The 20,439-nt window shown below is 63.6% G+C and carries 20 protein-coding genes; 9 read left to right on the forward strand and 11 right to left on the reverse strand.

Annotated elements, in window-relative coordinates; translation table 11 throughout:
- Positions 1-89: 89 nt before the first annotated feature.
- Both THL1_RS09220 and THL1_RS09225 read right to left on the reverse strand, forming a co-directional pair.
- Positions 90-821, reverse strand: a complete 732-nt coding sequence (locus THL1_RS09220; RefSeq protein WP_069082988.1) for a TorF family putative porin — start codon at positions 819-821, stop codon at positions 90-92.
- Between the two features lie 105 nt (positions 822-926).
- Entirely contained in the window at positions 927-2,669 is a 1,743-nt protein-coding gene (locus tag THL1_RS09225) for an amidohydrolase (RefSeq protein WP_069082989.1), read from the reverse strand.
- A 107-nt stretch (positions 2,670-2,776) separates the two neighbouring features.
- On the opposite strand from THL1_RS09225, the gene THL1_RS09230 reads away from it, so the two are divergent.
- The 9 genes from THL1_RS09230 to THL1_RS30295 all read left to right on the forward strand — a co-directional run bounded on the left by THL1_RS09230 (position 2,777) and on the right by THL1_RS30295 (position 11,707).
- Entirely contained in the window at positions 2,777-3,691 is a 915-nt protein-coding gene (locus tag THL1_RS09230) for a LysR family transcriptional regulator (protein WP_069082990.1), read from the forward strand.
- Positions 3,692-3,896: 205 nt separating this feature from the next.
- The gene (gene aceK, locus THL1_RS09235) at positions 3,897-5,633 is read left to right on the forward strand and encodes a bifunctional isocitrate dehydrogenase kinase/phosphatase (protein WP_069082991.1); all 1,737 of its coding nucleotides are present in this window, start codon (positions 3,897-3,899) and stop codon (positions 5,631-5,633) included.
- A gap of 5 nt (positions 5,634-5,638) precedes the next feature.
- A complete protein-coding gene (locus tag THL1_RS09240; RefSeq protein ID WP_069082992.1) occupies positions 5,639-6,658 on the forward strand; it encodes an AraC family transcriptional regulator in 1,020 nt (339 codons plus the stop codon).
- A 336-nt stretch (positions 6,659-6,994) separates the two neighbouring features.
- On the forward strand, positions 6,995-7,282 hold the full coding sequence (locus tag THL1_RS09245) for a colicin Z C-terminal domain-related protein (RefSeq protein WP_069082993.1): 288 nt from the start codon (positions 6,995-6,997) through the stop codon (positions 7,280-7,282).
- A 6-nt stretch (positions 7,283-7,288) separates the two neighbouring features.
- Positions 7,289-7,675 carry a hypothetical protein gene (locus THL1_RS09250; RefSeq protein ID WP_069082994.1) on the forward strand — a complete coding sequence of 129 codons (387 nt, stop codon included), beginning with the start codon at positions 7,289-7,291 and terminating at the stop codon, positions 7,673-7,675.
- Positions 7,676-7,975: 300 nt separating this feature from the next.
- Complete coding sequence (locus tag THL1_RS09255) at positions 7,976-9,016, forward strand: histone deacetylase family protein (RefSeq protein ID WP_069082995.1); 1,041 nt, start codon at positions 7,976-7,978, stop codon at positions 9,014-9,016.
- Complete coding sequence (locus THL1_RS09260; RefSeq protein ID WP_069082996.1) at positions 9,013-10,098, forward strand: extracellular solute-binding protein; 1,086 nt, start codon at positions 9,013-9,015, stop codon at positions 10,096-10,098. The genes THL1_RS09255 and THL1_RS09260 overlap by 4 nt, the downstream gene beginning before the upstream one ends.
- Before the next feature lie 270 nt (positions 10,099-10,368).
- Positions 10,369-11,235: a putrescine utilization regulator PtrR gene (gene ptrR / locus THL1_RS09265; RefSeq protein ID WP_069082997.1), complete on the forward strand. Its 867-nt coding sequence runs from the start codon at positions 10,369-10,371 to the stop codon at positions 11,233-11,235.
- A gap of 334 nt (positions 11,236-11,569) precedes the next feature.
- Complete coding sequence (locus THL1_RS30295) at positions 11,570-11,707, forward strand: PA1414 family protein (protein ID WP_177343823.1); 138 nt, start codon at positions 11,570-11,572, stop codon at positions 11,705-11,707.
- A gap of 4 nt (positions 11,708-11,711) precedes the next feature.
- Here the strand turns inward: THL1_RS30295 and THL1_RS09270 are convergent, their stop codons facing one another.
- From THL1_RS09270 to speB, 9 genes are all read right to left on the reverse strand, one after another.
- On the reverse strand, positions 11,712-12,437 hold the full coding sequence (locus THL1_RS09270) for an MBL fold metallo-hydrolase (RefSeq protein ID WP_069082998.1): 726 nt from the start codon (positions 12,435-12,437) through the stop codon (positions 11,712-11,714).
- A 227-nt stretch (positions 12,438-12,664) separates the two neighbouring features.
- Positions 12,665-14,044: a sodium:solute symporter gene (locus tag THL1_RS09275; RefSeq protein WP_069082999.1), complete on the reverse strand. Its 1,380-nt coding sequence runs from the start codon at positions 14,042-14,044 to the stop codon at positions 12,665-12,667.
- Positions 14,045-14,152: 108 nt separating this feature from the next.
- Complete coding sequence (locus tag THL1_RS09280) at positions 14,153-14,875, reverse strand: class II aldolase/adducin family protein (RefSeq protein WP_069083000.1); 723 nt, start codon at positions 14,873-14,875, stop codon at positions 14,153-14,155.
- Positions 14,875-15,606 (reverse strand): amino acid ABC transporter ATP-binding protein, encoded by a 732-nt coding sequence (locus tag THL1_RS09285; protein WP_069083001.1) that lies wholly within the window; start codon positions 15,604-15,606, stop codon positions 14,875-14,877. Before THL1_RS09285 ends, THL1_RS09280 begins: the two co-directional genes overlap by 1 nt.
- Before the next feature lie 10 nt (positions 15,607-15,616).
- Complete coding sequence (locus THL1_RS09290; RefSeq protein WP_069083002.1) at positions 15,617-16,360, reverse strand: amino acid ABC transporter permease; 744 nt, start codon at positions 16,358-16,360, stop codon at positions 15,617-15,619.
- Between the two features lie 101 nt (positions 16,361-16,461).
- Positions 16,462-17,286, reverse strand: coding sequence for an ABC transporter substrate-binding protein (locus THL1_RS09295; RefSeq protein WP_069083003.1), 825 nt, complete (start codon positions 17,284-17,286; stop codon positions 16,462-16,464).
- 73 nt (positions 17,287-17,359) lie between these two features.
- Entirely contained in the window at positions 17,360-18,880 is a 1,521-nt protein-coding gene (locus tag THL1_RS09300) for a purine-cytosine permease family protein (RefSeq protein ID WP_069083004.1), read from the reverse strand.
- Between the two features lie 24 nt (positions 18,881-18,904).
- Positions 18,905-19,312: a YybH family protein gene (locus tag THL1_RS09305; RefSeq protein WP_069083005.1), complete on the reverse strand. Its 408-nt coding sequence runs from the start codon at positions 19,310-19,312 to the stop codon at positions 18,905-18,907.
- Positions 19,313-19,320: 8 nt separating this feature from the next.
- Positions 19,321-20,280: an agmatinase gene (speB, locus tag THL1_RS09310; RefSeq protein ID WP_069083006.1), complete on the reverse strand. Its 960-nt coding sequence runs from the start codon at positions 20,278-20,280 to the stop codon at positions 19,321-19,323.
- Between the last annotated feature and the right edge of the window lie 159 nt (positions 20,281-20,439).

Raw genomic sequence — 20,439 nt, forward strand, 5'->3', positions numbered from 1 at the left:
TTCATCGATCCCCCATCGGAGCCTGGTGCGGCACCGATGGTGGAAATTAAGAGCGATTTCCACCCTACACGAGGTCCAAAAGATCCGGATCAGAAACGCTTGCTCACACTCGCCACCCAGGTCGCGCTGCATACATCGGTGAAGCCGTAGTAGCTGGCGCATTCGGATTCGGACAGGTCGGTGTCGACGTAGGCGAGGCCCCAGGTGACGCCGGCGAAGTCGCGGGTCAGCTTGGCTTCCCACTCGTGGTAGGCGTCGGCGCTTTCGCCGCCGGTGGACCAGAACAGCGGGTCCTTGAAGTCGTTGCGCCCGTAGCGCAGCTTCAGGCCCACATCCAGGGGCAGGGTGGTTTCGTAGCCGACGTAGCTGTAGAGCGTGTCCTGCTTTTCGCCGAACAGGTTCTTGGCGTCGTTGGAGTATTGCGCGGCAAGCTTGAATCCGTAGGCAGCGAGGATGGCGTAGACCTCGCTCTGGTTGAACTGGCCTTCCTTCGGGTAGCTGTACTTGATGTAGCCGGTATCGAGGCTGATGTCGTCGGTGGCCTGCCAGTACCAGCCGGCGTAGTAGTCCACCTCCTGGCGGGTCTTGAGGCCGAAGCCGAAATCCACATTCGAGGTCCAGACCCCGGCGTACAGGCCGCTGCTGTGCAGGAGGGTGGCGCCGGCCTGGGCCGTCGGGTCGTTCTGGGTCTGGGAAATGCCGCGGGTGCGGTAGTCGCTGGCCAGGGTCAGGTCGACCTGCAGGGAAAAGTCGTCGGAGAGTTGCACGGCCTGGCAGGCGAGAGGGGCCAGGGCGAGCGCAAGGAGCGTGAAGCGTTTCATCGAGGGTTTCCCGTTGTTGTGATTGTTCGGGCAGATGCAGGCAAGGCTTCGCCAGCCCCCCGCCAGGGGCGGGAGGATGAGCACGGAGCAGGGTTTTTCTTGTGTTTAGAGGGCGGCGCTGAAGACTTCGCGACCGGCGAACCAGGTTTTCAGTACCTGGGTGTCGCGCAGGGCTTCGGGCTCGACCTGGAACACGTCGCGGTCCAGGAGGATCAGGTCGGCCTGCTTGCCGGGAGCGAGCGAACCGATCTGCTTGTCGAGGCCAATAGTGCGGGCAGAGTTGAGGGTGTAGGCCTGGAACATGGTTTCCCGGTCGATTTCCTCGGCGGCATTCAGCACGCCTTTCGGACCCTGGCGGCTGACCGCCTGGTAGATCGCCTTCCAGGGTTCCGGGGTGGTCACCGGCCAGTCGCTGGCACCGGAAATGGTGGCGCCGTTCTTCAGCAGCGACCGGGCCGGGTACTGGTACTGGAAGGCCATGGCGCTGATGTAGGGCTTGACCAGGTCAATGCTGACCTCGTCGGCGCTGGCCCAGTAGAGCTGCATGGAGGCGATCACACCCAGTGGCTTGAAGCGGGCGAACTCCTTCGGGTTGACCATCTGCAGGTGGGTGACCGAATGGGTGATACCGCTCTGGCGGTCCTTGCGCGCCTGCTCGATGCCATTGAGGGATTCGCGCACCGCGCGGTCGCCGATGGCATGCACGTGCACCAGCCAGCCACGGGCATCGGCCGCACTCACCAGCTCGCCGAAATGCGCCGGGTCGATCAGCAGTTCGCCGCGCTTGTTGGAGTTCTTGTAGGGCTCCAGCATGGCGGCGGTCTGCGCCGGGATTTCCGCCACGCCGTCGGCGAACACCTTGATGCCAGGCAGGGTCAGGTTGGGTACGCCCTGGAACTGCTGGCGCACCTGGTCGAGGGTTTCCAGGTCGGCCGGCGTGCTCTTCGGGTTGGCCACCAGCAGGGCGGCGACATGGGCGGTCAGCTCACCCTTCTCGGCCAGCGCCTTGTAGGCCGGGAGTACGCCCAGGGTCTGCGCGGTGGGCTTGAAGTCGAACAGCGGTTCACCCGGCGCGGCGTTGGCCGCCGGGTCCATCCACGCGGTGATGCCCAGGCTGAGGTTGTAGCGCAGCGCTGAGCGGGTGGCCTTCAGCAGTTGCCCAGCGGTGGCCGGTGGCAACTGCGCCATCACTGGGTCCAGGCCGGCATCGGCGAGGAAACCGTTGGGCTGGCCATCGGGATGATGACCGATCGTGGCCTTTGCCTCGCCCGCAAGGCCCTTCACCCGGGCAGCGTCGATACCGGCACGTTTCAGCATTGCGCGGTTGGCCCAGCCGGTGTGGTGGTCCCAACCCATGAAGAAAATCGGCACATCGGCCCATTCACCCTGGTTGAAGCGCTGCTCTAGCTCCGTCACCTGGCCCCAGGCGGCCGACGGCATGCCACTGACGCTGAGCGCATCGCCATGCCGGGCCTTGCCATTGTCGCGCCACTGGCGCAGGCGCTGCTCCAGCTCCGCCACGGGAATCAACTGGCCGCCCATGGAGGCCGAATCCAGCTCCAGGCCGCCGAAGATGGCGTGGGAGTGGGAGTCGACGAAGCCTGGCATCAGCACCTTGCCGCCGAGGTCGAGCACCTGGGTGCCGGACTCTTTCAGTCGCAGTACCTCGGCGTTGCTACCCACGGCGCGGACTTTGCCGTCCTCCACCGCCACGGCCTGTTGCAGAGGCTGGCCGGGTTCGGCGGTGTAGACCTTGGCGTTGTGCAGGATGAGATCGACCGCTGCCATGCTTTCCATCGAGGAACAAGCCAGCGCGGCGGCTATCAGGGTGGGGACGAAGGTTTTCATCAGGCAGTTTCCGGTTCTTGTTGGTCTGGCGCAGAGCCTAACCAAGCCGGTTGAGTGACAGAATGCTATGTTTCCGCACAACTTTTGTGCCGACTCGGAATAGATCAATGGACAAGCTCAGCGCCCTCACCATGTTCGTCGCCACGGCGGAGTACGGCAGCTTCAGCCGTGCCGCCGAGCAGATCGGCAAGACGCCTTCTGCGCTGACCAAGGCGGTGGGGCACCTGGAGGGCGAACTGGGCGTGCGCCTGTTCGAACGTACCACCCGGCGCATGGCCCTGACCGAAGCCGGGCACATTTACCTGGAGTGTACGCGCCAGGCGCTGATGCAGTTGCAGCTGGCCGGGGAAGAGGTGGACCAGTTGCAGCACGAGCTGCGTGGCACTCTGCGCCTCACCGCGCCGCCGTCCTTCGGCCCGGCCTTTCTCAGCGAGGTCTGCTGCCGCTTCATGGACGAGCATCCGCAGGTGCGCCTGGAAGTGGACCTGAACGATGCCTTCGTCGACCTGATCGATGGCGGTTACGACCTGGCGCTGCGCGACGGGCCCACCGACCTGCCAGGCCTGATTGCCCGGCCGTTGACCGAGAACCGCATCTACCTCTGCGGCAGCCCGGCCTACCTAAAGCGTAAGGGGCTGACCGTGTCGCTGGACACCTACCAGCAGCATGACTGGCTGATCTTCCAGCATCCGCTGCTCAACCGGCATTTCTGGTGGCTCTGGCGTGGCGACGAGCGCATCCGTGTGCCGCAGCCCGCGCCACGAATGACCAGTGACAACTACGACTTCCTGCTCGCCTGCCTGCTGGGTGGTCATGGGTTGCAGGTGATGCCGCAATGGAGCGCCGCACCCTACCTGGCCAGCGGCCAACTGGTTCGGGTGATGTCCGATTACGAGATGGAACCCGACGCCTTCGGCCCCTGGGTTCATGTCCTTTACCTGGCTCATCGCCGTCGCACCCGCAAGGTGCGGGTGTTCATCGAGATGGTGGAGAGCTACATGCGGGAAAAGGGGATCGCTTGAGGGGCCGATGCGAACTTCTCCTTGTAGGAGCGAATTTATTCGCGAAGGGCGACGAAGTCGCCCCGGGGAAGTCCGGCCAGTCCAGCTGCCTGTTTCGCGAATGAATTCGCTCCCACAACAGAGCTCCAGCCTTCGGCCGGAGCTTTTTTTCGCCCCCGCCTCTGGCTAAGCTCGCCTTTCCCGTTCCCGCAGCCGAGACATCCCCATGGCGCAGCAATGGCCGGCCGAAGGCATCGCCCGACTGATCCTCGAAGGCTTCGATGATTACCGTGAACATTTCCGCCAGATCACCGATGGCGCCCGCGCCCGTTTCGAACAGGCGCAGTGGCCGGCGACCCAGCAGGCCGCCGCCGAGCGGATCGCCCTCTACGAGGTGAAGGTCAGCGAAACCAGTGAGCGGCTGCGCGCGGCCTATGCAACGGATGAACTGCTGGATGTGCAACTCTGGCCGCTGGTGAAAAGCGCCTATATCGGCCTGATCGACCTGCGCCTGGACGATGAGCTTTCCGAGACCTGGTACAACTCGGTGTTCTGCAGCCTGTTCAGCCATGACCTGATCAGCGACGGCTGCATGTTCATCCACACCACCCGACCCTCGCTGCGTGCCCATGAGCGAGCGCCACAGACCCGCAGCTACCGCCCCGAAGGCCGGCTGCATGCCGCGCTCTCGGCGATACTCGATGACTTTCGATTCGACGTGCCCTACGACGATCGTGCGGGTGACCTGGAACGCCTCGAAGTGCAACTGCGCGAGAACCTGCCGGACTGGGTGTGCAAGGACCCGGAGCTGTGCATCGAGCTGTTCGCCTCGCCGCTCTACCGCAACAAGGGCGCCTACCTGGTGGGGCGCATCAACACCCGCGATGAGCAGTGGCCGCTGGTGATTCCGCTGCTGCACCGCGAGGACAAGGGCATCCAGGCCGATGCCCTGATCACCGACGAGGCGGAAGTCTCGATCATCTTCTCCTTCACCCGGTCCTACTTCATGGTGGACGTGGCGGTGCCGGCCGAGTTCGTCGGCTTCCTCAAGCGCATCATGCCGGGCAAGCACATCGCCGAGCTGTACACCTCCATCGGCTTCTACAAGCACGGCAAATCGGAGTTCTACCGCGCGCTGATCAACCACCTGGCCAACACCGACGACCGCTTCATCATGGCGCCCGGGGTGCGCGGGATGGTGATGAGCGTGTTTACGCTGCCGGGCTTCAATACCGTGTTCAAGGTGATCAAGGACCGCTTTGCCCACGCCAAGACGGTCGACCGTAATACCGTGATCGAGAAGTACCGGCTGGTGAAGAACGTCGACCGGGTAGGGCGCATGGCCGACACCCAGGAATTCGCCGATTTCCGCTTCCCGAAATCCAAGTTCGACCCGGACTGCCTGGCCGAGTTGCTGGAGGTGGCAGCTTCGACCATTGCACTGGAGGGCGACGTGGTGCTCATCCGCCACTGCTGGACCGAGCGCCGCATGACCCCGCTGAATATCTACCTGGAGAGCGCCAGCGATGCACAGGTACACGAGGCGCTCTACGACTACGGCCTGGCCATCAAGCAGCTGGCGGCGGCGAACATCTTCCCCGGCGATATGCTGCTGAAGAACTTCGGCGTCACCCGCCACGGTCGTGTGGTGTTCTACGACTATGACGAGATCTGCTACCTCACCGAGGTGAACTTCCGCGTCATCCCGCCGCCGCGTTATCCGGAAGACGAAATGTCTGCCGAGCCCTGGTACTCGGTGGCGCCCAACGACGTGTTCCCGGAAGAATTCCCGCGCTTCCTCTTCGCCGATATGGGCCAGCGTCGCCTGTTCAACAAACTGCATGGCGACCTCTACGACGCCGATTACTGGAAATCCCTGCAGGGCGCCATCCGCTCCGGCAAGGTGATCGACGTCTTCCCCTACCGGCGCCAGGAACGGGAACTCACCGAGGCCATCCAGTAAGGGCCATGGTCGAGCACATTTTCTCCCGCGCGACCTGGCTCAACTCCCTGCACATGTCGGCGCTGACCGTGGCGCTGTTGCGGGAGGAGGGCATCGATGCCTGCGACGTGCTGGCCGGCAGCGGAATCAGCGAGCAGGACCTCGTCGAACTGCAGAAGCTGGTCAACCCCGAGCAGGAGCAACAGGTCTACGCCAATGCTGTGCGCCTGGCACCGCGTGCGGTCCTGGGTTTGGCTCTCGGTTTGCGCACACGCATTTCCGCCTACGGCCTGCTGGGCTACGCGATGCTCTCCGCGCCGACTTTCGGTGAAGCGCTGCGTGTCGGCCTCAGCTACCCGGTGTTGCTGGGGACTTATTTCCGCCTGGCCCTGGAGCAGGATGGCGACACCGTCTGGCTGACGGCCACCGGCTACAGCGAGGACGAATCGCTGCGCGCCTTCAACACCGAGCTGTGCCTGGGCTCGCTCAAGGTCACCTTCGCCGATCTGCTCGGCCAGGCGCTGCCGCTGCGTGCGGTGCATCTGGACTACCCGGCCAGCGCCGGCATGGCACGGCCCTACGCGCGGGGTTTCGGCTGCCCGGTGAGCTTCGGCGCGCCCCACAGTGCCATGGGTTTCGACGCCGCCTGGCTGGCGCGGCGTTTGCCGTTGGCCGACCCGGTGACCCACAAGGAAATGCTCGAACAGTGCCGTCGACAGAATGTCGAGTTCGCCGCCCGCCGCGCCTGGCTGGAACGGGTACGCGGCCTGCTCGCGGCGCGTCTGCAAGACCCGCCGGGGCTGGAAGAACTGGCCCGGCAGATGAACTGTTCCTCCCGCAGCCTGCGCCGACATCTGGCCCAGCAGCAGACCAGCTACCAGCAGTTGCTGGACGAACTGCGCTTCACCCGCGCCAAGGAAATGCTCCAGAAAGGCGACATCCCCATCTACCGCATCGCCGAAGAACTCGGCTTCAGCGAAACCGCCAGCCTGCGCCACGCCTTCCAGCGCTGGAGCGGCCAGCCGCCGAGTCATTTCCGGGGGTAGTGGAGGGGAGCAGGGAGAACCTGTGGGGGCGATTTCAATCGCAATGCGGACCGCAGGTCCGCCCTGCTTGGCCAAAGGGGACAGCTGCGCTGCCCTTGGCGAATGAATTCGCCCCTACAAGGATTCGCGTCCTTGTGCCGGTTCATTCGCAAATGAGAAGCCTAATAGCTGATATTCAATCCGAGGAAAAATCGGCGCCCTGGCTGATGACATTGCTTGTGCTCGTTGACGCTTTGATTCCGGGAATTTTCTGAATCAGTTACAGACGTGCCTCGGCCCGAGTCCCATCTGGCATGGTTCATCTCCTTTTTTGTGCAATGACGAAAAGGAGGAGCCATGAAACAGTTGGAAGGTTGGGCACCGCCCACAGGTATTTGGGGGCCTTGGGTGGTAATCGCCGAGCAGATGGGGGGGCCGCTCTCTTACAAGGTTGAGTTCGATACGTCGTCAGGATCCTCGACCTTTGACGCTGAGGTACGTTACTTCCAAGGGGCGACTGAATCGAGCGACATAGTGGTGGGGCCCGGTACCCACACCTTCACCAGCGGTATCTGTGCGTGCGTTTCCCGGATCAGGTTCAGAAGTCACAGCTTGGGCCAGGTCATTACGGTCACTGTTTATTGAGAGGACATGATGAAGTCGCTTTTCTTTCTGCCGCTATTCGTACTTGTTGCTTCGGGCTGCGTCTCTGCGACTTCTGAAGGTGTTCTGTTCAATATCGATGACAAGGATTACTTGCTAACCCGTGAATGCGTGGAGAATTCCATGGTCATGCGGGACCAGGGGCAGCGGTCCTATGTGCACGTGGCGCTGAATGATGTCTGCGCGAAGTCATTGGCCGACTTCCTGAACTCCCATCGTGGAGGATTGCTGTCGGTGTCCGTGAATGGCCGCGATTTGTCACGTTCACTGCCGATCATGGGCGAGTTCCAGGCCAGTAGCTTGAGAATCGCAAGCCCGGATGAGGAGCTGGCTAATGAAGCTCAACGTGTCTTGTCCCTGCGGTCGAGCCGTTGAGCGGTGCTCATCGCGAATGAATTCGCCCCCACTAGGTTCTACGTTGTTGTGGGGGGGGCGTAGGTTGGTCAGAGCGCAGCGAAGCCCAACAGCGGAGTCATCGGCGGGCCAGGATGTTGGGCTTCGCGTAGCTCAGCCACAACCTACGGGGCCAGCGAGATGCAGCGACATGGAAGGAGTTGCTGGCCATTGAAGTTGGCCATATCGATCCCCTATTGGCCGCCCGAACCTCTGCGCAAATACCCCCGATCCCCCACAGAATCCAACCACCAATAACAAGACCCGGATGAGGTGCCCTCCATGCTGACCGTCTATAGCGACGATCACCGTCTCCACTTTGGCCAGTCGGAACTGGTCGATGGCAAGCTCCAGCCCTGCTTCGAAATGCCCAGCCGCGCGGATACCGTGCTGGCGCGCGTTCGCCAGCAGAACCTCGGGGAGGTGATCGACCCGCGCGACTTCGGGCTGGAGCCGGTCCTGCGTGTGCATGACGCCGCTTATGTGGAGTTCCTCAAGGGCGCCTGGGATCGCTGGGCCGCCGAAGGCCACAGCTGCGACATGCTCCCCTCCACCTTCCCGGCGCGCCGCCTGCGCCGCGATGGCCCCATCCCCACCGCGCTGCATGGCCAGCTCGGTCACTACTGCTTCGACACCGAGGCGCCGATCACCGCCGGCACCTGGCAGGCCGTGTACAGTTCCGCCCAGGTGGCGCTGACTGCGCAGGACCATATCCGCCAGGGTGCCAACACCGCCTTCGCCCTCTGCCGTCCGCCGGGACACCACGCCGGCAGCGATTTCATGGGCGGCTACTGCTTCTTCAACAACGCTGCCATCGTCACCCAGGCCTTCCTCGACCAGGGCGCTAAACGAGTGGCGATCCTCGACGTTGACTACCACCACGGCAACGGAACCCAGGAACTGTTCTACGACCGCAGCGATGTGCTCTTCGCCTCCATCCATGGCGACCCGCTGGTGGAGTACCCCTACTACCTGGGTCATGCTGACGAGCGTGGCGAAGGTGAGGGCACTGGCTTCAACTACAACTACCCGCTGCCCCACGGCACCGGTTGGGACGGCTGGTCCGCCGCGCTGGACGACGCATGCCGCAAGATTGCCGCCTACGCCCCGGATGCCCTGGTGATCTCCCTGGGCGTGGACACCTACAAGGACGACCCCATCTCCAAGTTCAAGCTGGACTCGCCCGACTACATCCGCATGGGCCAGCGCATCGCCGCCCTCGGCCTGCCGACCCTGTTCATCATGGAAGGTGGCTACGCGGTGGAGGCTATCGGCGTAAACGCGGTGAACGTCCTGCAGGGCTACGAAGGAGCTGCCCAATGAAGGCCCGCATTATTGTGGCGGGGGCCTTGCTGGGCGCCTCGCTGACGGCTGTCGCCACGCCTGAGGTGCGCATCTACAACTGGTTCGATTACATCGGCCCGGACACCCTGAAGAATTTCCAGGCCGACAGCGGCATCAAGCCCCAGTACGACGTCTACGACAGCAACGAAGTGCTGGAGGCCAAGCTGCTCTCCGGCCGTTCCGGCTACGACCTGGTGGTGCCCAGCGACAGCTTCCTGCCCAACTACATGAAGGCCGGTGTGTTCCAGCCGCTGGACAAGAGCAAGCTGCCGAACTGGAAGAACCTCAACCCGGCGCTGCTCAAGGTGCTGGCCGCCAAGGACCCGGGCAACCAGTACGTGATGCCCTACATGTGGGGCACCAACGGCATCGCCTACAACGTCGAAAAGGTCAAGGCGGTGCTGGGCGAGAACGCGCCGGTGGACTCCTGGGAGCTGATCTTCAACCCGGACAACCTGGCCAAGCTCAAGCAGTGCGGCGTTGCATTCCTCGACTCGCCCACCGAAGTGATCCCGGAAGTGCTGCACTACCTGGGCCTTTCGCCCGACAGCCACAACCCGGACGACTACAAGAAGGCCGAGGAACTGCTGGCGAAATTGCGCCCCCATATCAGCTACTTCAGCTCGTCGAAGTTCGTAACCGACCTTGCCAACGGCGAAGTTTGCGTGGCCCTGGCCTGGTCCGGCGGCGCCATGCAGGCCGCTGCGCGGGCACGCGAGGCGGGCAACGGCGTGAAGGTGGAGTACCGCATTCCCAAGGAAGGCACCGCAGCCTGGTTCGATGTGCTGGCGATTCCGAAGGACGCGAAGAACGTCGAGCAGGCCCACGCCTTCCTCAACTACCTGCTACGCCCGGAAGTGGTCGCGCCCATCTCTGACCACGTCGCCTACGCCAACCCCAACCAGGCGGCGGACCCGTTGATCTCCGCCGAACTGCGCGACAACCCCAACGTCTACCCGCCGGCCGAGGTGCAGGCCAAGCTGTTCTCGGTGGAGATGCTGCCGCCGAAGCTGGAACGCATCCGCACGCGGACCTGGACCAAGATCAAGACCGGGACCTAGAGCCAGCACCTCGTAGGATGGTGTAGAGCGAAGCGAAACCCATCGATGGGTTTCGCGGGCTCTACCCATCCTACGTTGCTGTTTTGTGTGGAATTCATTCGCGAATGAATTCGCTCTCTCAGGGTCCTGAGTATCAATCCCCCACCAGCAGCGGACCCAGCATGGGCGTTCTCCTGTGCTGGTCATCGGAATTTCATGCCGGGCCTGGATGTGTTCATTAGAAGAGAATAAAAATAGCTAGTCTGTTCTCTTTAATTGAATGGTTGCTCCATGGAACTCAGCCAGCTCCGCATCTTCCAGGCCGTGGCCGAGGAAGGCTCCATCACCCGCGCGGCGACGCGCCTGCACCGGGTGCCGTCGAACCTGTCCACGCGCCTCAAGCAGCTGGAGGAGAGCCTGGGCGTCGAGTTGTTCCTTCGCGAGCGCCAGCGTCTGACGTTGTCACCCGCAGGCAAGGTGATGCTGGGCTACGCCGAGCGCATGTTTGCCCTGCAGGCCGAAGCCGAGGCCGCGTTGCGGGGCGACGAGCCAGCGGGGGATTTCGTCATCGGCTCCATGTTCAGCACCGCGGCCATCCACCTGCCGCCCATCCTTGTGCGTTACCACCGCGCCTGGCCGGCGGTAAACCTGCAGGTACAGACCGCGCCCAGTGGCGAGCTGCTCGACGGCCTGCTCAGTGGACGCCTGGATGCGGCGCTTGTCGATGGCCCGGTGGAGTTCGCCGAGCTGGATGGCTTGCCGATGTTCGAAGAGGAAATGGTGCTGATCACCGAGGCCGCCCATGGCCCGGTGAAGTCGGCCCATGACGTGGCCGGGCTGGAGGTCTTTGCCTTCCGCCAGAGCTGCTCCTACCGCCGCCGCCTGGAAGGCTGGTTCGTCGCCTCGCGGGTGCCCATGGCGCCGCCCATGGAAATCGAGTCCTACCACAGCATGCTGGCCTGCGTGATCGCTGGCGGTGGCATCGCCCTGGTACCGCGATCCATGCTGGAAAGCCTGCCCGGACGGGAGGCGGTACGGGTTCACCAGCTGGACGCCCCGTTCAACCGCACCACCACCTGGCTGATGTGGCGCAAGGGCATGCTCGGCGCCAACCTGCGGGCGTGGATCGACCTGCAGCAGGGCAGTCGCGACGCGTGACAGCCGTTGATTCCTGCGTAGGGTGCGCTGTGCGCACCGATACTTCGGCTCACCGGCAAGCTGGTGCGCGCAGCGCACCCTACGGTCCATCTTTGGTGTTGAATTCAGGGCGAGCGAAGCGATATCCATCGGCATTTGCACTTGGCTCGCAGACACTAGACGCCTTGACTCCAATAGGTGGTTGCCGCGATACCGTTCAGCGGTTTGACTCAGGTCAGTAGGAAATTTCTGAGCGCGCGTATTTTGGATCTTGCCGGGAGCAACTAAGCTCCAGACGAGGGCGGTCCAAGAAGCAAGGGCCGCCCGACCAACGTCCCAGGAAAGGGGGTCAAGCATGATGAAGCGGCTAGAAGCGTGGATGTGGCAATTGGGTGTCGCGCTGGGCCTGATCGAGGCACCGCGCCTGCAACCTATCCCGGTCCCTAGTGAAGAGCAGCGCCGTCTCGCCGAGCAGCGCCGCCTGAGGAAGTAACCGGCTACTCGTGAGCCCTGAGCCAGTTGTCCGCCAACTCGCGCAGGCGCTCACCGGAGAAGCTGGGGAAATGACCGCCATGCACGGTGCGCACCGGAAGGTCGCGCAGCCGTGTGAGGCTTTTCGCGTAGTCGTCCAGGTTCGAGTGGTAGGCATTATCGATCAGCGGACCGTCGTAGATGATGTCGCCGCTGAACAGCGTCGCCGTCTTCGCTTCCCACAGGCTGATGCCGCCCGGTGAGTGACCGGGGGTATGCAGCACCTCCAGGACTCGATCACCCAGGTCCAGCACATCCCCCTCATCGATCAGCCGCGTCGCCGGCGCCGCTTTTACGCGGTATTCGGCGTAGCACAGCGGGCAGTCCGGGTGCGCTTCGAACATGTCATCGCCGACGTAATCCGCTGAAAGGGTATTGGCCCCGGTGGGGGCGGCCAGGATGTCCGCTTCCGCCGGATGCACCAGACGCTCGGGGAATTCGTGGTGGCCGGCGATATGGTCGAAATGGGTGTGGCTGGCCACCGCCAGCAGTGGCCGCTGGGTGAGCCAGGGTAACTGCTCACGCAGGCTGACCAGGCCGGAGCCGGAGTCGATCAGTAGGTCCTGGTCGCGGCCCTGGATGTGCCAGAGGTTGCAGCGGTAGAAGGGCCGCACGAAGGGTTCGCTGATCAGGCTGATGCCGTCATAGCAGTGCTCGACTTCGAACCACTGGTCGCGGCTGACGATTTTCATGGGGTGCTCCGTGCTCGATGGGAATGCCTGTCTGTAGGAGCGAACTCATTCGCGAAGGGCCGCGCAGCGGCCCGTTGGACCAGTCTGCACGGGGTGACGCCGCATCGCGAATGAATTCGCTCCCACAACGGGAGGGAGAGCCTGGCCCGGGATGAAAAAAAGCCCCGGTCGGCGGGCACCGGACCGGGGCGGGAAATGCCGCCTCCAGGGGGAGGCGGCAGTGCATGTCAGGCCAGCTCGGTGGCCGCTGCAGGGCGGCGGGACAGCAGGCTGATCACCACGAAGCTCACCGCGCCTACAGCCAGGCTGTAGTAGATCGGGGTGTTGGCTTCGAGGCCGTCGGTGTACATGAATACGAGCGCAGTGATGCAGCCCAGGCTCATGCTGGCGATGGCGCCGGCGGTGCTGGCGCGCTTCCAGTAGATGGCGCCCAGCAGCGGGATGAGCATGCCGCCGACCAGCAGGTTGTAGGCCAGGGTCAGGGCGCCAAGCACGTCGTTGACGATCAGCGCGATGACCAGCACGGCGATGCCGGTGAGCAGGGTGAACAGGCGGCTCAATCCGAGGCTGGATTCCTTGCCGCCGCGCAGCTTGGGCAGCAGGTCTTCGGTGATGGTGGTGGAGGCAGCGAGCAGGCCGGCGCTGGCGGTGGACATCATGGCGGCCAGGGCGGCGGCGATCACCAGGCCGCGGATGCCATCCGGCAGGGAAGCCTGGACAATGGCGGCGAAGGCATTGTTGACGTTGTCCAGGTCAGGCAGCAGCACCTTGGCGCACATGCCGATCAGGGCACCTACCAGGCCGTAGATCACGCAGTAGATGCCAGCGACGGTGCCCGCGTACTTGGCCACGCCCTCGCTGCGCGCAGTGAACACGCGCTGCCAGATGTCCTGGCCGATGAGGATGCCGAAGAAGTAGATCAGGAAGTAGGTGATGATCGTGTCATAGCCGATGGTGGTGAAGCTGAAGGCGGTTTCCGGCAGCTTGGCCACCAGTTCGTCCCAGCCACCCACGCGGTACAGGCAGATCGGCAGCAGCAGGAACATCAGGCCAACGGTCTTGATGATGAACTGCACGATGTCGGTCAGGGTCAGGGACCACATGCCGCCGATGGTGGAGTAGACAACGACCACGCCGCCGCCGAGCAGGACGGAGATCCAGAACGGCAGGCCGAACAGCACTTCCATCACGGTGCCGATGGCCAGGGTGGATACCACGCCGATCATCAGTGCATAGGCGAACATGATCGCCGCGCTGGCCTGGCGGGCCATCGGGTTGTAGCGACGCTCGAGGATCTGCGTAACGGTGAAGATGCGCAGCTTCAGCAGCGGCTTGGCCAGGAACAGGTTGAGCACGATGATGCCCGCGCCCAGTGCGGCGCAAAGCCAGAAACCGGAAATGCCATGGACGTAGCCCAGGCGCACGGTGCCGACGGTGGACGCACCACCGAGCACGGTGGCGGCCATGGTACCCATGTAGAAGGCTGGGCCCAGGTTGCGCCCAGCTACCAGGAACTCCTCATGGGACTTGGCGCGGCGCATGCCGTACCAGCCGAGCAGCAGCATGCCAGCGGCATAGATCAGTACTACGAAAATATCCAAAGCCATTACAGGTCTCTCTTTCTATTGTTGTTGCCACGGCTTAGAGGCCGCGACAGGTGTTGCAAAGGCGCGCAACGCTTCACACTGCGCCGTTTCAAAGCAATCCCGCTTTTCCTAGTCCTTGTATTCGGGGCATTCCCGCTCGAGCTTTCTCAGCCAGGCTTCCCAGACCAGCTGGCGCTGCCATTCGGCGGCCTGGAACTGTTCGCAGGCGTGCACGCTGAGCTCGTTGGGCATCTCGCGGATGCCGCGCAGGGAGGAGGCAGCGACTTGTATTTCGCACGCCTTGTTCAGGTAGTACATGACGTAGAAGGCGTCGGCGACGCTGGCCCCAACGCTGAGCAGGCCGTGGTGGCGCAGCATCAGGGCGATGTTGTCGCCCAGGGAGGCCACCAGCCGATCGCGCTCGCCCAGGTCCAGGGCGATGCCTTCGTAGGTGTGATAGCCGACCCGCTGATGGAACTCGGCGCTGATCTGGTTGAGCTGCGCCAGGCCGTTGTCCGCAGCGGCTACCGCCATGCCCGCCAGGGTATGGGTGTGGATCACGCAGTGGGCGTCGGCGCGGGCCATGTGCACCGCGCTGTGGATGGTGAAGCCGGCGACGTTGTAGTCGGCGTTGCCTTCCAACACACGGCCGTGCATGTCGACCACGATCAGGTCGCTGGCGCGGATTTCCTCGAACATCAGCCCGAACGGGTTGATCAGGAAGCGCGGCTCCACGCCCGGCAGGCGCACCGAGAAGTGTGTGTAGAGGGTGTCATCCCAGCCGAACAGGGCGGCCAGCCGGTAGGCGGCCGCCAGGTCACGACGCAGGATGGCTTCGTTCTGTGCGTTCATCAGTGACGGATCTGCGAGAGGAAGGCACGGGTACGCGGATGCTGCGGGTTGTCGAAGAACTCGTTCGGCGTGGCGGTTTCCACGATCTGGCCGGCGTCCATGAACACCACGCGATCGGCCACCTTGCGGGCGAAGCCCATCTCGTGGGTCACGCAGAGCATGGTCATGCCGTCCTGGGCCAGCTCGGTCATCACGTCGAGCACTTCGCCGACCATTTCCGGGTCCAGCGCCGAGGTGGGCTCATCGAACAGCATCACCTTGGGGTTCATGCACAGGGCGCGGGCGATGGCCACACGCTGCTGCTGGCCACCGGACAGCTGACCGGGCTTCTTGTGCGCCTGGGAGCCGATGTGCACGCGGTTGAGGTAGCGCAGGGCCAGTTCCTCGGCCTCCTTGCGACCCAGTCCCCGCACCTTCATCGGCGCCAGGGTGCAGTTCTCCAGCACGGTCAGGTGGGGGAACAGATTGAAGTTCTGGAACACCATGCCCACCTCACGGCGCACATGCTCGCTGCCGGATTTGCTGGAGATGTCCTGGTCTTCAACGGTGATGGTGCCGGTGTCGTGCGGGTTGAGGCGGTTGATGCAGCGGATCAGGGTCGACTTACCCGAGCCGGACGGGCCGCAGATGACGATCTTCTCGCCCTGGCGCACGCTGAGGTTGATGCCTTGCAGCACCTGGAAGTCCTCGTAGCACTTGCCGACGTTCTGCAGACGGATGATTTCGTTCATGACGCTCTCCTCAGATACGGCGCATACGAGCCAGGGTGCGTTGCACCAGGCCGACGGATTTGCTGCTGGTGCCGGCGTGGGAATCCCAGGCCAGGCGCCGTTCGAGGCCACCCTGCATCCAGGTCAGGGTGTAGACCATGACGAGGTAGTAGACGAGGGCGACGGCGTAGTACTCGGAGAACTGGAAGGTGGTGGAGACCGTCTGCGAGGTCACGGCCATCAGTTCCTGCAGGGAAATCACCGAGGCCAGCGAGGTGATCTTCAGCAGGGTGATGAATTCGTTGGCGGTCGGCGGCACGGCGATGCGCGCGGCCTGCGGCATGATGACGTAGCGGAAGGTGTGCCAGCGCGACAGGCCCAGGGCATGGCCGGCAGCGTACTGGCCCTTGTCCACGGCTTTCAGCGCGGCGCGGTTGATCTCTACCTGGTAGGCGGCCTCGTTGAGGGAGAGGGCGATCCAGGCGGCGATGAAGGGGGTGAACCACTCTTCACGGAATACCGGGAAGAACTGCGGCAGGGCGTTCCACACGAACAGCAGTTGCAGCAGGGTCGGCGCGCCGCGGAACACGCTGAGCACGCCGCGCAGGGTGCTGCGCCAGGCGCTCGGCGGGCCGTCCAGGGCCAGGGCGCAGGGAATGGAAATCAGGATACCCACCGAGTGGGACACCAGGGCCAGCACCAGGGTGATGCAGGCGCCACGGAAGAAGTGCCAGGACGTCAGGGCGTCCCAGAAGACAGTCACATCGAAATTCATGTACGTGTCCTGCGTGAATGGAGGCGTGCATTTCGCTCCCTCTCCCGTTTACGGGAGAGGGCAAAACTGCACCCTCTCCCACGAGTGGGAGAGGGGAGCTGTTACTTTGCGGCGGTTTCCAGGTTGGCTGGATCGAGCTTCCATTTCTCGGCGATGGACTTGAGCGTGCCGTCGGCCTTCAGGGCAGACACGGCGGCTTCGACGGCCTGCTTGTCTTCCGGGCTCGGACGCATGTAGGCGCCGAAGATGTCCTTCTCGGGGAAGGCGTAGAGCGACTTGAACTGCCCAGGGGTCTGAAGTTCGCGGTAGGCCAGTTCGGTGTCCTGGGAGAGGCCGGCGGCGGCGCGGCCTACCAGTACCTGCTGGGCGACGTCGCTGCCTTTCGGGTAGGTCTGCAGGGTGGCCGGGGTCTTGCCGGCGGCCTTCAGGCTCTCGTTGAGTTTTTCCATGATGGTCACGTAGCGAGTACCGGACTGCACGGCCACTACCTTGCCGGAGAGGTCGTCCAGGCTGTTCAGCTTGAGGTCGCTCTTGCCGCTGCCGAACACGACGGTGGCGCTGGAAAGGTAGGCCACGGCGTTCAACTTCTGGATGCGCTCGGGCGTGATCAGCGTGCCGCTGATGACTGCGTCGCAACGCTTGGCATCCAGGCCCGGCAACAGGCCGGTGAACTCGGTAACGATGAAGCGTGGTTTCACGCCCCAGTGTTTGGCCAGGGCGCGGATCAGGTCCGCGTCGAAGCCGCTGGGTTCGCGGTCACCGGCTTTCTCGAAGAACTCCAGCGGCGGGAAAGTCGGATCGGAACAGACCTGGAAACTTCCCGAACTCACGAACGAGGGCTTGCCGTCGGCGGCCATGGCGCCACCGCTGAGGGTGGCGGCGAACAGACCAGCGAGGGCAAACAGTTTCAGCGGACGATTGCTCATCGTTAACTCCTTCAAGGCGTAGTGCAGTGGTTGTTGTTGTAGGCAGTCGCAATAAAGTGGAGCTATTTCGTTGTTACGCAGCTTCAGGGGAACCCTGAGCGGTCGTTTTGGAGGTCTTGCCCGCAGGCACCCAGCGCGGGCCCTTGGGGCCGTAGACAGAGGCCGGTTCCGGGAAGATCGTCAGCAGTGCCAGATAGAGCAGGGCAGCAGTGCCCAGGGTCACCGGCAGGCTGATGTCGATGCCGCCAGCCAGCTCACCCAGCGGGCCGACGAACTGGCCCGGAAGGTTCACGAAGCATAGGCCCACCAGCGCGCTCGGGACCCACGCGCCCATGCCGCGCCAGTTCCAGCCGTTGGTGAACCAGTAACGGCCGCCGGACAGGCCACGGGTGAAGACCTGCAGGTCGTCCGGGCAGTAGAAGCCGCGGCGGATGATCAGGCCGAGGATCATGATCACCATCCAGGGGCTGGTGCAGGTGATGATCAGCACGGCGAAGGTGGACACGCTCTGCACCAGGTTGAAGGCGAAGCGGCCGATGAAGATGAAGCCGATGGACAGCACGCCGATCATCACGGTGGCTTGCACGCGGTTGAGCAGGCGCGGGAAGACCGACGACATGTCCAGGCCCGTGCCATAGAGCGAGGTGGTGCCGGTGGACATGCCGCCGATGACCGCGATCAGGCACACCGGCAGGAAGAACCAGGCCGGAGATACGGCCAGCAGGCCGCCGACGTAGTTGTTCTGGGCGATGTAGTCCGGCGCCTGGATGGCGACGATGGTGGCGGTGGCCAGGCCGAACAGGAAGGGGATCAGGGTGGCGAATTGTGCGGCGACAACGGCCAGCATGATGCGTTTCTTCGAGGTTTCGCGCGGGATGTAGCGCGACCAGTCGCCGAGGAAGGCACCGAAGGACACCGGGTTGCTCATGGCCAGCAGGGCCGCGCCGATGAAGGCCGCCCAGAAGCCTTCCTGGCCGAGGTTCACGGAACCGGCGTAGGCGGCATCGAACGGGCCGGCGAAGGCGAAGACGCCCAGCAGGAACATGACGCTGGCGGCCCATACGGCGACCTTGTTGACCAGCAGCATGAAGCGGAAGCCATAGATGCACACCACCAGGACCAGCACGGCGAACAGGCCGTAGGCCAGACCGAGGGTCAGGTCGGTTTCCGGCAGCTCGAACAGGCGCTTGGCGCCGCCCACCAGGGCGTCACCGGAGCTCCAGACCGACAGCGAGAAGAACGCGATGGCGGTGAGCAGGGAGAGGAAGGAACCAACGATACGACCATGCACGCCGAAGTGGGCACCGGAGGACACCGCGTTGTTGGTGCCGTTCAGCGCGCCGAACACGCCCATGGGGGCGAGGATCAGCGAACCTACCAGCACGCCCAGCAGGATGGCCCAGACACCGGCCTCGAAGGACAGGCCGAAGAGCACCGGGAAGCTGCCGAGTACCGCGGTGGCGAAGGTGTTTGCACCGCCGAAGATCAGGCGGAACAGGTCCAGCGGGCCGGCATCCCGTTCGTGATCGGGAATCTGCTCGACACCGTGTGTCTCTATTCGGGTGACTGCGTGGTCGTTGTTGTTGTTATTCATGTTTCTCTCTCCCGGGGAGCCTTATCAGGTTTGGGGCAGCTGCTCCGGCATCGCCGACAAGTGCTCGTGACAGGCCAACCAGCGGCCGTTTTCTTGTTGCCGACGGAAAACGATGGTTTCCCGCTCGCGGCTTTCTATTTCTTCACCCTGGATACGCAGGCGCGTGGCGACGTCGTGGTAGAAGATCGCCACGTCGCCTTGCAGGCACACCACAGGGTTGATGGATTCGCACGCCAGCACTTCGAAACCGTCCTGCTGCCAGCATTCCCACAGCTCGCGATAGGCCGCGCGGGTGGGCAGCGGCTTGTCGCAGGTGTGGAAGACGAAGCTGGCGTCTTCACTGAAGGCAGCGAAGTAGGCTTCGGTATCGTTCGCGGCGAAGGCGGCCACCAGCGTGCTGGCGGCCTCCAGGACATGTTGCTGTTCAGTCATGGCAGTTCTCAACGACGTGCCACGCCCGGAAGGACGCAGAGCATTTCGTAGAGCAGGTTGGCGCCCAGCAGCGAGGTGTTGCCGGTGGTGTCGTACGGCGGGGAGACCTCGACCAGGTCGCAGCCGATGACGTCCAGGCCCTGGCAGCCACGGATGATTTCCATCGCCTGGATGGTGGTCAGGCCGCCGATTTCCGGGGTGCCGGTACCAGGTGCCCAGGCCGGGTCGATGCCGTCGATGTCGAAGGAGAGGTAAACCGGGCCGCCGCCGACTTTTTCGCGGACTTCAGCCATCAGCGGAGCCAGCGACTGGTGCCAGCACTCTTCGGCCTGCACAACGCGGAAGCCCTGTTTGCGGCTCCAGTTGAAGTCTTCGGCAGTGTAGCCCTGGGCGCGCAGGCCGATCTGTACCACGCGGTCGCAATCGAGCAGGCCTTCTTCCACGGCGCGGCGGAAGGTGGTGCCGTGGGCGATCTTCTCGCCGAACATGTGGTCGTTGACGTCGGCGTGGGCATCGATGTGCACCAGGCCCACCTTGCCGTGCACCTTGTTGATGGCACGCAGGATCGGCAGGGTGATGGTGTGGTCACCGCCCAGGGTCAGCGGGACAATGCCGTGGCCGAGGATGCGGTCGTATTCCTGCTCGATGATGCGCACGGCTTCCAGCAGGTTGAAGGTGTTGATGGCCACGTCGCCGATGTCGGCCACGTTCAGCGAATCGAAGGGAGCTGCACCGGTCGCCATGTTGTACGGGCGGATCATCACCGATTCGGCGCGGATTTCACGCGGGCCGAAGCGGGTACCGGAACGCAGGGAGGTGCCGATGTCCAGCGGAACGCCCACGAATGCGGCATCCAGGGCGTCGAGTTCTGCGGGGGATTGGATGTGCGGCAGGCGCATCATGGTGGCGATACCGCCGAAACGGGGCATCTCATTGCCGCCCAGGGGCTGATGGAGTTTTTTGTCCACGGGGTGGCCTCACGGTTGTTGTGGTTGTAGGTAGTGGGCGGATTCTGGTGACAGTGCCATCGCTGAAAAATCGCTGGCTGCAAATAATTACTTCAAGGATTTCTAAACTATCGGGAGCGGGTAAGATGCCCGCTTGCCGACAGGGGCTTTTTTCTCTGT

This window comes from Pseudomonas sp. TCU-HL1 (assembly GCF_001708505.1).
GTDB lineage: Bacteria > Pseudomonadota > Gammaproteobacteria > Pseudomonadales > Pseudomonadaceae > Metapseudomonas.

What these genes read in the sequence shown, in the direction of transcription:
- THL1_RS09220 (WP_069082988.1), bottom strand. Translation starts at nt 821, where the DNA reads ATGAAACGCTTCACGCTCCTTGCGCTCGCCCTGGCCCCTCTCGCCTGC.
- THL1_RS09225 (WP_069082989.1), bottom strand. Translation starts at nt 2,669, where the DNA reads ATGAAAACCTTCGTCCCCACCCTGATAGCCGCCGCGCTGGCTTGTTCC.
- THL1_RS09230 (WP_069082990.1), top strand. Translation starts at nt 2,777, where the DNA reads ATGGACAAGCTCAGCGCCCTCACCATGTTCGTCGCCACGGCGGAGTAC.
- aceK (WP_069082991.1), top strand. Translation starts at nt 3,897, where the DNA reads ATGGCGCAGCAATGGCCGGCCGAAGGCATCGCCCGACTGATCCTCGAA.
- THL1_RS09240 (WP_069082992.1), top strand. Translation starts at nt 5,639, where the DNA reads ATGGTCGAGCACATTTTCTCCCGCGCGACCTGGCTCAACTCCCTGCAC.
- THL1_RS09245 (WP_069082993.1), top strand. Translation starts at nt 6,995, where the DNA reads ATGAAACAGTTGGAAGGTTGGGCACCGCCCACAGGTATTTGGGGGCCT.
- THL1_RS09250 (WP_069082994.1), top strand. Translation starts at nt 7,289, where the DNA reads ATGATGAAGTCGCTTTTCTTTCTGCCGCTATTCGTACTTGTTGCTTCG.
- THL1_RS09255 (WP_069082995.1), top strand. Translation starts at nt 7,976, where the DNA reads ATGCTGACCGTCTATAGCGACGATCACCGTCTCCACTTTGGCCAGTCG.
- THL1_RS09260 (WP_069082996.1), top strand. Translation starts at nt 9,013, where the DNA reads ATGAAGGCCCGCATTATTGTGGCGGGGGCCTTGCTGGGCGCCTCGCTG.
- ptrR (WP_069082997.1), top strand. Translation starts at nt 10,369, where the DNA reads ATGGAACTCAGCCAGCTCCGCATCTTCCAGGCCGTGGCCGAGGAAGGC.
- THL1_RS30295 (WP_177343823.1), top strand. Translation starts at nt 11,570, where the DNA reads ATGATGAAGCGGCTAGAAGCGTGGATGTGGCAATTGGGTGTCGCGCTG.
- THL1_RS09270 (WP_069082998.1), bottom strand. Translation starts at nt 12,437, where the DNA reads ATGAAAATCGTCAGCCGCGACCAGTGGTTCGAAGTCGAGCACTGCTAT.
- THL1_RS09275 (WP_069082999.1), bottom strand. Translation starts at nt 14,044, where the DNA reads ATGGCTTTGGATATTTTCGTAGTACTGATCTATGCCGCTGGCATGCTG.
- THL1_RS09280 (WP_069083000.1), bottom strand. Translation starts at nt 14,875, where the DNA reads ATGAACGCACAGAACGAAGCCATCCTGCGTCGTGACCTGGCGGCCGCC.
- THL1_RS09285 (WP_069083001.1), bottom strand. Translation starts at nt 15,606, where the DNA reads ATGAACGAAATCATCCGTCTGCAGAACGTCGGCAAGTGCTACGAGGAC.
- THL1_RS09290 (WP_069083002.1), bottom strand. Translation starts at nt 16,360, where the DNA reads ATGAATTTCGATGTGACTGTCTTCTGGGACGCCCTGACGTCCTGGCAC.
- THL1_RS09295 (WP_069083003.1), bottom strand. Translation starts at nt 17,286, where the DNA reads ATGAGCAATCGTCCGCTGAAACTGTTTGCCCTCGCTGGTCTGTTCGCC.
- THL1_RS09300 (WP_069083004.1), bottom strand. Translation starts at nt 18,880, where the DNA reads ATGAATAACAACAACAACGACCACGCAGTCACCCGAATAGAGACACAC.
- THL1_RS09305 (WP_069083005.1), bottom strand. Translation starts at nt 19,312, where the DNA reads ATGACTGAACAGCAACATGTCCTGGAGGCCGCCAGCACGCTGGTGGCC.